The 9982-nt window shown below is 68.3% G+C and carries 9 protein-coding genes and 1 pseudogene; 6 read left to right on the top strand and 4 right to left on the bottom strand.

Going from position 1 to position 9982, the window contains the following annotated elements; all coding sequences use genetic code 11:
• Positions 1–303 (bottom strand): dihydrofolate reductase family protein (locus ACAM49_RS35670; RefSeq protein ID WP_369639949.1); only part of this gene is annotated, 303 nt, incomplete at its 3' end.
• A 35-nt stretch (positions 304–338) separates the two neighbouring features.
• Here ACAM49_RS35670 and zapE point away from each other — a divergent pair.
• The 4 genes from zapE to ACAM49_RS35650 all read left to right on the top strand — a co-directional run bounded on the left by zapE (position 339) and on the right by ACAM49_RS35650 (position 5022).
• On the top strand, positions 339–1361 hold the full coding sequence (gene zapE / locus ACAM49_RS35665) for a cell division protein ZapE (protein WP_369639948.1): 1023 nt from the start codon (positions 339–341) through the stop codon (positions 1359–1361).
• Between the two features lie 109 nt (positions 1362–1470).
• Entirely contained in the window at positions 1471–2277 is an 807-nt protein-coding gene (locus tag ACAM49_RS35660) for a tyrosine-protein phosphatase (protein ID WP_369639947.1), read from the top strand.
• 76 nt (positions 2278–2353) lie between these two features.
• A complete protein-coding gene (locus tag ACAM49_RS35655) occupies positions 2354–3163 on the top strand; it encodes a tyrosine-protein phosphatase (protein ID WP_369639946.1) in 810 nt (269 codons plus the stop codon).
• Between the two features lie 203 nt (positions 3164–3366).
• Positions 3367–5022 carry a TlrC/CarA/OleB/SrmB family ABC-F type ribosomal protection protein gene (locus tag ACAM49_RS35650; RefSeq protein ID WP_369639945.1) on the top strand — a complete coding sequence of 552 codons (1656 nt, stop codon included), beginning with the start codon at positions 3367–3369 and terminating at the stop codon, positions 5020–5022.
• Here the strand turns inward: ACAM49_RS35650 and ACAM49_RS35645 are convergent.
• Positions 5003–5533, bottom strand: coding sequence for a GNAT family N-acetyltransferase (locus ACAM49_RS35645; protein ID WP_369639950.1), 531 nt, complete (start codon positions 5531–5533; stop codon positions 5003–5005). The two genes, ACAM49_RS35650 and ACAM49_RS35645, sit on opposite strands and share 20 nt — an antisense overlap.
• Positions 5534–5559: 26 nt before the next feature.
• Positions 5560–6792 (bottom strand): MFS transporter, encoded by a 1233-nt coding sequence (locus tag ACAM49_RS35640; protein ID WP_369639944.1) that lies wholly within the window; start codon positions 6790–6792, stop codon positions 5560–5562.
• Between the two features lie 222 nt (positions 6793–7014).
• Between ACAM49_RS35640 and ACAM49_RS35635 the strand changes: the two genes are divergently transcribed.
• Together ACAM49_RS35635 and rox are read left to right on the top strand one after the other, a co-directional pair.
• Positions 7015–7980 carry a hypothetical protein gene (locus tag ACAM49_RS35635; protein ID WP_369639943.1) on the top strand — a complete coding sequence of 322 codons (966 nt, stop codon included), beginning with the start codon at positions 7015–7017 and terminating at the stop codon, positions 7978–7980.
• A 189-nt stretch (positions 7981–8169) separates the two neighbouring features.
• The gene (rox, locus tag ACAM49_RS35630) at positions 8170–9597 is read left to right on the top strand and encodes a rifampin monooxygenase (RefSeq protein ID WP_369639942.1); all 1428 of its coding nucleotides are present in this window, start codon (positions 8170–8172) and stop codon (positions 9595–9597) included.
• Between the two features lie 88 nt (positions 9598–9685).
• Here rox and ACAM49_RS35625 read toward each other — a convergent pair.
• A pseudogene (locus tag ACAM49_RS35625) lies at positions 9686–9982 on the bottom strand (hypothetical protein); the annotation flags it as partial.

Here is a 9982-nt window from a genome sequence, read left to right as displayed (position 1 = left end):
CGCCTCGGCCAGCCGCCTACGCAATTCCGAATCGGTTTGCGCCGCACCGTAGTTCTCCGCCCGCGCCGTCCCGGCTCCGATCAGCACCACATCGGCCAGATCCCGCAGCAGCGCGAACACCGTCTTGTCGGCGGGCGTCCCCAGCCCGCCGGACCGCCCGTCCACCGTGACCGCCCCATCGATGCTGGTGACGAAGTTGACACGGACATACGGGACGGATGGCTCTACCGGATAGGCGTACAACTCCACCAGCTCGTCGCGGGTGAGATCTGTGAGCTGAATCGCATTCGGCATACGCTGCATAAGGACCTATCCCACCACGCCTCTAGGCTTGCCCGGTGCAACAACGCCTCGTCGATCGCCACCCGGAGGTTCCGGCCGACCAGCTCGTGGCCCAGATGGTTCCGCCGCCCACCTTCGACGAGGTGAGCTTCGGTTCCTACATTCCGGACCCGAACGAGCCCTCCCAGGCCGCGGCCGTGCGGACGGCCGCCCAGTTCGCCGAGCGCGTGACCGCCCTGCGCAAGGCCGCGGACAAGAAGCCCCTGTTCGGGAAGAAGAAGCCGGTGCACGGCATCGGCCTCTACCTCGACGGCGGTTTCGGCGTCGGCAAGACCCACCTGCTGGCCTCGATCTTCCACAGCGTGCCCAGCCCCAAGTCCTTCGGCACCTTCGGCGAGGTCACCAATCTGGTTGGCGCGCTGGGCTTCAACAATGCCGTCGAGCGGCTGTCGGCCAACAGCGTGCTGTGCATCGACGAGTTCGAGCTGGATGATCCGGGCGACACCATGCTGGTCTCGCGCCTGCTCACCGAGCTGACCGACCGCGGCGTCTCGATCGTGGCGACCTCCAACACTCTGCCCGGTCAGCTGGGCGAGGGCCGCTTCGCCGCGCAGGACTTCCTGCGTGAGATCAAGAAGCTGGGCTCGCTGTTCGAGGCCGTGCGCGTGGACGGCCCGGACTACCGCCACCGCGACCTGCCGCCCGCCCCCGAGCCGACCTCCGCGGAGGATCTGGTCGAGAAGGCCGCCGCCACAGCGGATTCCACCCTCGACGATTTCGACGCGCTGACCAAGCATCTGAGCACCCTGCACCCATCGCGGTACGGCGCGCTCATCAATGGTGTGTCGGCCGTGTACATCTCGAACATCCATCCGGTCGCCGACCAGGCGGTGGCGCTGCGCATCGTCGTGCTGGCCGACCGCCTCTACGACGCGGGCATCCCGGTGACGGTGTCGGGCGCGAAGCTGGACCAGATCTTCACCCAGGAGATGCTGGACGGCGGCTACCGCAAGAAGTACCTGCGCGCGATCTCGCGTCTGCTGGCGCTGTCGCGGTTCGAGGCTCCGGTGCACGCGTAAAACGCGCTTGTCGGACCCGCTGTTTCTCATAGTTGCCTTAGGTAATAAATTCCGGGGGTCAGCGAAAGCCGGGCCGGATTCGGTTTTCGGCCCCGGAAGGAGAAACACCTTGCGTACCCGTGCTGTGAAAGCTGCCGCGGTGGTCACCATCGCCATGTCCGCGACTCTCGGGTCGGTGGCGACCGCCTTCGCCGCCGATCCGCCCGCGGCGACCAGCAGCGTGCTGGTCAACACCGACAACCGCGCCCTGGGCCTGACCGGTGTCCTCAACGCCCGTGACGCGGGCGGCTACCAGACCGCCGACGGCCACACCGTGCGCACGGGCCTGGTCTTCCGCACCGGCGACCTGTCCAAGGCCACCGACGCCGATCTCGCCGCGCTCACCGCGAAAAACGTTGTCTCCGTGCACGATCTGCGCACCTCCTACGAGCAGCAACTGATGGGCGTCGACAAGGTCCCCGCCGGCGCGAGCGAGCACCACGACGACATCATCGGCCAGGCCCCGCCGCAGGTGATGGCGTCGACCCTGTCCGCGGGCACCGACCTGTACCGCGCCTTCATCACCGCGCCGGGCGCGAGCGAGGGCTTCGCCAACGTGCTGCGCGATATCGCCTACAATCCCGGCGGCGTGCTGTTCCACTGCACCGCGGGCAAGGACCGCACCGGCTGGACCTCGGCCGTGCTGCTCACCCTGCTGGGCGTGGACAAGGACACGGTCTACTACGACTACCTGCTGTCCAACTACTACCGCGGCGCCAAGGACGGCGACATGATGAACGGCGTCTCCGCCGCCGCCCTGGATTCGGCCTTCGACCAGGTGAACAAGAGCTACGGCAGCTTCGACAACTACGTGCGCGACGGCCTGAAGCTGTCGGACGCGGATGTCGCGGCGCTGAAGGCGAAACTGCTCGCCTGACAGGTGCTTCCGCACTCCTCGATCGGTCCCGTATGTTTGCTAGAAACTTGCCGGGTGCCGATCGAGGAGACAGCGCATGCTTCGTTCCCGTGGATTACGCCTAGCCCTGAGTTTCTCGGCCGCCGTCGCGGTGAGTATCGGCGCGGCGGGAACCGCGTCCGCCGTCGAAGCGCCCACTCCGACTTCGGCGGTCGTCATCGGTGTCGATGAACGCGCGCTACCGCTGCCGGGCGTCGAGAATGCCCGTGACACAGGCGGTTACCGCACCACCGACGGCAAGACCGTCCGCACGGGGCTGGTCTTCCGTACCGGCGAACTGGGCAAGGCGAGCGATCAGGCGCTGTCCTGGCTCACCGACCACAACCTGAGATTCGACGAGGACCTGCGCACGTCCTACGAGATCGCGATGTCCCCGGACCGGGTCCCGGCGGGTGCGGTGTTCCACAACGAGGACGTGATCGGCCAAGCTCCGCCGCAGGTCGTGCTCTCCACCTTCAGCGCGGGCACCGATCTGTACCGCGCGTTCATCACCACGCCGGGTGCGAATCAGGGTTTCGCGCAGATCCTGCGCGACATCATCGACACCACCGACGGCACCGTCCTGTTCCACTGCACCGCGGGTAAGGACCGCACCGGCTGGATGGCCGCGGTCATGCTGACCATCCTGGGTGTGGACCGCGACACGGTCTACTACGACTACCTGCTGTCGAACTACTACCGCAATGCCGCCCCGGGCGATGCCCTCAACGGCGTCGTCTCCTCGGCCCTCGACGCCGCCTTCGACCAGGCGAACCAGTCCTACGGCAGCTTCGACGGCTACGTCCACAACGGTCTGGGCCTGTCCGACTCCGATATCGCCGCCTTGAAGGCGAAAATGCTGTCCTGACAACCGCTTTCGCCCAGCTCGGGAGGGCGTGACCCGGATAACAATTGACGGCCGTGTCGAGTCCGGCCTACTCTACGAACCCTCATGGGTTTCTTCTTCTTGTTCGTGTGATCAGTTCGCCGCGTTGAGCTTCGCTCCGCCGCGAGTCCCTCATTCACCCCAATAAATGGGAGATCACTGTGCTTACCCTCCAATCTGCTGTCGTGTCCCAGCTCACCCTGTCCGCGGTGAGCAAGCGTTATGCCGACCGTGTCGTGTTCAATGCGGTGAGTCTGTCCATCCGCCCCGGTGAGAAGGTCGGCGTGATCGGCGACAATGGTGCGGGCAAGTCAACTCTGTTGCGGCTCATCGCAGGTCGGGAAGTTCCCGACAATGGTGAGCTGATCGTGGCGGCGCCGGGCGGCATCGGTTACCTGGCCCAGACCCTGGAGCTGCCGCCCACCGCCACCGTCGCCGACGCTATCGACCTGGCGCTGAGTGATATTCGTGGCCTGGAGTCCCGAATCCGCACGGCCGAAGCCGAATTGGCGGTGCCGGGTTCGCTCGGCCGCCGCCTGGAGCGCTACACCGACCTGGTGGCCCGCTTCGAGGCGCGCGGCGGCTACCAGGCCGAGGCCCGGGTGGACGCGGCCCTGCACGGCCTCGGGCTGCCCGGACTCGACCGAAATCGCCTGCTGGGCACGCTCTCCGGCGGGCAGCGGCGACGACTGGCGCTGGCGGCCACCCTGGCCTCCGCACCGGAGTTGCTGCTGCTCGACGAGCCCACCAACGATCTCGACGACAGCGCGGTCGAATGGCTGGAACGGCAGCTGCGCGAGCACGACGGCACCGTCGTCGCGGTCACCCACGACCGAGTCTTCCTCGAGCGCATCACCTCCACGGTGCTCGAGGTCGACGCGGGCAAGGTCGCCCGCCACGGCAACGGCTACACCGGATACCTGCGCGCGAAGGCCGCGCGACGGCATCGCCAGGAGCTCGAATACCGCGAATGGCGCACCGAGCTGGCCCGCAACCAGCACCTGGCCGAATCCAATGTGGTTCGCCTGGACGCGATTCCGCGCAAACTCCCGCTCGCGGTATTCGCGGCGGGCCCCTTCCGGACCCGCAGCCGCGGCCACGGCGCGCAATCGCGCATCCGCAACGCCAAGGAGCGGGTGTCTCGCCTGACCTCGGAACCGGTTGCGCCACCGGCGGATCCGCTCCGGTTCAGCGCGGAGCTGGCCACGACCGGCGCCGCGGCGGCGGTGATCGACGAGACCGACACGCTACCGGTCGCGGAGGTGAATTCGGTTGCGGTGGAAGGGCGGCTGCGCTTGGACGGCCTGCGGATCGAGGTGGGCGAGCGGCTCTTGGTGACCGGACCGAATGGCGCGGGCAAGACCACGCTGCTGCGGCTGCTGGCCGGTGAGTTGGCGGCTGACGTCGGTGTGGTGAGCGTGCGCGGCCGGGTCGGGCATCTGCGGCAGGAGGAATCCCCGTGGCCGCCGGAGCTGACCGTGCTGGAGGCGTTCGCCGCGGGCCGGGTCGGCTACCCGGACGAGCATGCCGGAGAGTTGTTGTCGCTGGGTCTGTTCCACCCGGCGGAGCTGCGGCTGCGGGTCGGTGAACTGTCCTATGGTCAGCGCCGCCGCATCGAATTGGCCCGCCTGGTCACCGATCCGGTGGATCTGCTGCTGCTCGACGAGCCGACCAACCACCTGTCCCCGGCCCTGGTCGAGGACCTGGAACAGGCGCTGGACGGCTACACCGGCGCGGTGGTGCTGGTGACCCACGATCGCCGCATGCGGCAGCGATTCGCGGGCCGCCACCTCGAGCTCGGTGGGACTGCCGCAGGACAGCTCAGAGCTGGTGCTTCATGACGTAGTCGTGGTGCAGCTGGGTCCCGACCGTGAAGGTCTTGGTCCCGGCCACGGTGAACCCGTGTTTGCCGTAGAAGCGCTGGGCGCGGGCATTCTGCTGGTTCACGCCCAGCCACACGGCCGTGCTTCCGCCATCGCGGGCGGCGTCGAGGGCGGTGCGCATGAGCGCCCCCGAGACGCCGTTCCCGTGCTGGCCGGGCATCACATACATCTTGCTGATCTCGGTCACCGGCCGCTCGGTGATGACCGCGGCCACATCCGGGTCGGCGGGCGGAAAGGTGTTCAGCAGCGCGTAGCCGACGATCCGTCCGTCCTGAACCGCCTTGAGAACCACCCGTTCCGGATCGGCGAGGTACTCGGCGAACCTTTCCGGGGACAGGTTCGCGGCGATGAACGCGGCCTCGTCCTCGGGTGTCGATCCGGGCGGGCAGGCCAGCGGGAAGGTCGCGGCCGCCACGGCGGCCAGCGCGTCTATGTCGTCGGTTTCGGCTCGGTCGATGGTCGTGTCGATGTCTGGGGAATCGCTCACCGCTCCAGTCAAGCAGGTTCGGCCGCGGCCGCCGCGGCCGAGGTGCTCGCACCGTTGCGGGTGTGGAAGATCCGCGCGAACCCGATCAGCACCACCGCGAGGGCGAGCGGAATCGCGAATCCGGCACGGAGATTCGCCGCATCGGCGATCCCGCCCACCACCGCGCCGCCGACCAGCGTGCCCGCGTAGTTGAACAGGTTGAGCCGCGCGATGAGCGCGTCCAGATCGCGGCCGCTGGTGAGTTGCCCGGCCTCGCTGAAGCACAGCGGCGCGATCACCGGCAGCCCGATGCCCGCGATCAGGAACCCGAGGATGGCCGCGATCGGTCCCGGCGCCGCGACCACGATCACCAGTCCGATCGACCCGACCGCCGCGGCCGCCCGCACCACCGCGCGCGGTCCGAAGCGCCGCACCCACAGATCGCCGGTGAGCCGTCCGAGCAGCGACGCGCCCTGATAGGCGGCCAGCGCCAGCGCGGCCAGCGTGGAGGAGGACAGCAGTTCGTCCTTGAGGTACAGCGCCGACCAGTTGCCGACCGCCAGGTCGATGGCGAAGGCCAGCGCGATCACCACCCCGAACAGCAGGAAGATCCGCACCGGCACCGCACTGGTCGGTTCGTGTTCGGCCGGACCGGCTTCCGCCTCATCGGTGCCCAGCAGTCGCGGCCCGGCCCCGAGGCAGCCCGCCAGCACCAGCGCCGCCGCGATCAGCACCGCGCCCCACACCGGCACGTCCAGCGCCTCCGACGCCGAGACGAACAGCGCGCCCACGATCGAGCCCGCGCTCCACGCCGCGTAGAACGAGGACAGCACGAATCGGCCATAGCCGTGTTGAATGAAGACCGCTTGCATATTGGTTCCGGCGTCCACGATGCCGACCGCCACGCCGTACACGGCCAGCGCCACGAACAGCAGAATCTTGTTGGGCGCCGCCGCGATTGCCACGCCCGCCACCGCGATCAGCCCGAGTCCGATGCGCAGCGCGGTCCGGCTCGACCAGCGCAGGGCCAATCGTTCCGCGGTCACGCTGCCCACGCCCGCGAGCAGCGAGATGATCGCGACCAATGCCACGATCAGGCCGTCGGTGAGCGCGAATCTTTCCTTCACCTGGGGTAGTTCGGTGAGGATCACGGCCAGGAAGAACCCCTGCAGCGCGAAGGCCACCGAGTTGGCGGCGCGTGCCTGCCGCAGTGCCGGGGCGAGCGCCCGCAACTGCGGGTCGGGGGACTGCGGGGGGAGCATGGCGAAAGAGTAGCGGCGGCAAGACGGTCCGGCATCCCGGGCATCGGTTACGAACCGCCTCGCGCTTGATCACACGAGGCTCGCGATCGGGTAACGAATCTGGTCGCTTTCCTGCCGGGTGGTGGCCGCGTTGCTGCACTCTGGAAGTAACGGCACGGGCTGGTGGTTTCCGATGAGACGGAAGCGGTCCCTGCGGTGGAGTGTGGTGGCTGGGGTGATCTTGTGAGAACGAGGCGAGTCCAGGGTCCGCGCGAGCATTCGGTGGCCCTGGCCGACCCGGATCCGCGCTCGAATCCGACGACGGCGGTGGGGGATTCGCGTGATTCGCGCGGGCATGCGGCGGGGGAGCGGTGCCGGGAATCCGACTGCCCGGATTGCCGCTGGGATGTGCGGCGGCTGGAGTTCTGGTTACGCGGGCGGCTGCTGGCCGCGGGCGCCGAGGACGTTCAGGTGGATGCCGCGTTCGGCACGCACACCGTGGACGTGCTGTGGCGCAAGGGCGATCGGGTGTGCGCCATCCAGGTGTCCAGCGCCCCACCCGAGTTGACCCGCGCGCGGGTGCTCACCACCGAGCTGCGGACCGGGGGTTGTAGCGAGGTGCTATGGGTTTGCCCGCCCGGATTCTGGACGGCGCAACTGCCGGCCGTGGGCATCGACGACTTCGCCGCCGAGGGCTGCGAATACCGGGTGGTCGGCGGCATGCTGGCCGCCGGACCGGGTGGAGTGGCCGCGGCTCGCCAATCCGCCTGCGAACTGCGTGAATTCATTACGGGCTGGGTGGCCGAGGAGATAGCGTTCGGCTGCCGCGACGAGCACACGGGAGGATGGGCGACGGTGACCGACTGGGAGCGCCACACCAGAACCCAGGCCGCCGTCATCGCACGGCAGCGCCAGGAACTCATGAACCAGCGCACGGCACTCGCCTTGGCGCGCAAGGCAACCCGCGACAAGACGAAGCAACTCCTGCGCCTGACCCACCGTCTGGAACGCGCCGAGATCGCCGCTCAACAGCAGGCCGACGACCTGGCCCAGACCCGCCGCAAGATCGCCGACCACAACCGCGTCGACGCGACCCTGCGATTGACGGTGGCAAGCCAGAAAACGGCGATCATGCACTGGCAGCTCATCACCTGGTTCGCGGTGATGGTCATCGTCACGTTCATCGTGGCGGGACTGGTGCTGAAGTAGCCGTAGGGGGTTCGGGGGCGAAGCCCCTGAGAGTTACGAGAGTTGTCCCCTTCCCTCTTCAACATATATCGCATAGGGGGGCTTGCGGCAAGGCCCCGGTGATGGCGCACAATCGTCGGCCGAAGGTCAGTACCTGCGGAAATAGCTTCCGCGAATTGCTGATCCGGACTTCGACGATGGGTGGTCTTCATGTTCGATGTGATCATTACCGGTGCCGGGCCGACGGGTTTGATGCTGGCTTGCGAATTGCGCCTGCAGGGCGTCGAGACACTGCTGATCGACCGCGACCCGGAACCGACCAAGGTCGTGAAGGCGATGGGCATGCATGCCCGCACGGTCGAGATCCTCGACCAGCGCGGGATCGCCGACCGCTTCCTCGAGCTCGGCACCCAGCATCCGACCAACGGCTTCTTCGCGGGCATCTACACCGCCACACCGATCGAGCTGGACACCACATTCCCGTTCGTCCTCGGCCTGCAGCAGCCGATCACCGACCGCCTGCTGGCCGAGCGCGCGGTCGAACTGGGCACCGAGATCCGGCGTGGCACCGAACTGGTCGGCCTGGCCCAGGACGAGAACGGCGTCACCGCCGAACTCGCGGACGGCAGCACGCTGCGCGCCCGCTACCTGGTCGGCTGTGACGGCGGCCGCTCCACGGTGCGCAAGGCGATCGGCGTCGATTTCCCGGGCGAGCCCAGCCGTATCGAAACCCTTCTGGGTGAGGTCGAATTGACCACGCCGCGTGAGGAAGTCATCGCGACGGTCATGGAGCTCCACAAGACGCACCGCCGCTTCGGCGCGGTCCCCTTGGGAGGCAATCGGTATCGCGTGGGCGCCCCCGCCGAGGGCCTCTCCGACGACCCCCGCATCCCGCCCACCTTCGAGGAACTGCGCCGCCAGGTCCAATCCATCGCGGGCACCGACTTCGGCATGCACTCCCCGCACTGGCTCTCCCGCTTCGGCGACGCCACCCGCCTGGCTGACCACTACCGAGTCGGCCGCGTCTTCCTCGCGGGCGACGCCGCCCACATCCACCCCCCGGTCGGCGGCCAGGGCCTCAACCTGGGCGTCCAAGACGCCTTCAACCTCGGCTGGAAACTCGCCGCCGCCGTCAACGGCTGGGCCCCCGCCGACCTCCTCGACACCTACGAATCCGAACGCCGCCCCTGGGCCGAAGACGTCCTCAACAACACCCGAGGCCAAACCGAACTCTCCCTCCCCGAGCCGGGCCCGCAGTCGATCCGCCGCCTCCTCACCGAACTCATGGAATTCCCCGAGGTGAAGCGCCACCTCACCGAAAAGGTCATCGCCCTGAGCACCCGCTACGACTTCGGCGACGCCCCCGCCCCCGTCGGCCTCCGCCAACGCGACATCACCCTCAAGCGCGGCCGCCTCTACGAACTCCTCCACGAGGGCGGCGGCCTCCTCCTCGACCAAACCGGCCGCCTCTCCGTCGAGGGTTGGTCCGACCGAGTCGACCACGTCGTAGACGTCAGCGAACAACTCGAAGCCCCCGCCATCCTCCTCCGCCCCGACGGCCACATCGCCTGGCTCGGCGACGACCAATCCGACCTCCGCCCTGCCCTAACCCGCTGGTTCGGTTCCCCCACAGCCTGATCGAGGCGCTGAGGTTCAAGATCAGGGAGCTGTCACTGTCGAGATTTGTCCGAGTTCGGGCAGTGGGAGCTCCCTGATCTTGGGCGGGCTAGGTGGGAGGGGCGGACAGGCGGAAGGAGGCGCGGTCCCAGCGCCAGTTGTGGCGGAGGGCTAGGGCGGTGAGGTCGAGGAGGTCCAGGTCTGGGGTAAGGGCTTGGAGGTCGGGCCAGGTGAGGGGGCCTCGGGTAAGCCGGTTGGTGAGGGCCGAGTCGTGGCGGGGGTCGACCTTGCGGGTCTTCAGGGATTCGAGGGTGTGGCGGCTGCCGGTCCACACGAGGTAGCCCCAGCCGCGGGTGTGGGCGTGGGTGCGGGTGGCGGCGGAGCGGGTGCGGTGGACGTGGAGGGC

The sequence above is a fragment of the Nocardia sp. JMUB6875 genome, assembly GCF_041154655.1.
In the GTDB taxonomy this organism is placed as follows: domain Bacteria; phylum Actinomycetota; class Actinomycetes; order Mycobacteriales; family Mycobacteriaceae; genus Nocardia.
Note: the sequence above shows the minus strand (reverse complement) of the source record. Positions and strands in the feature narration are given on the sequence as shown.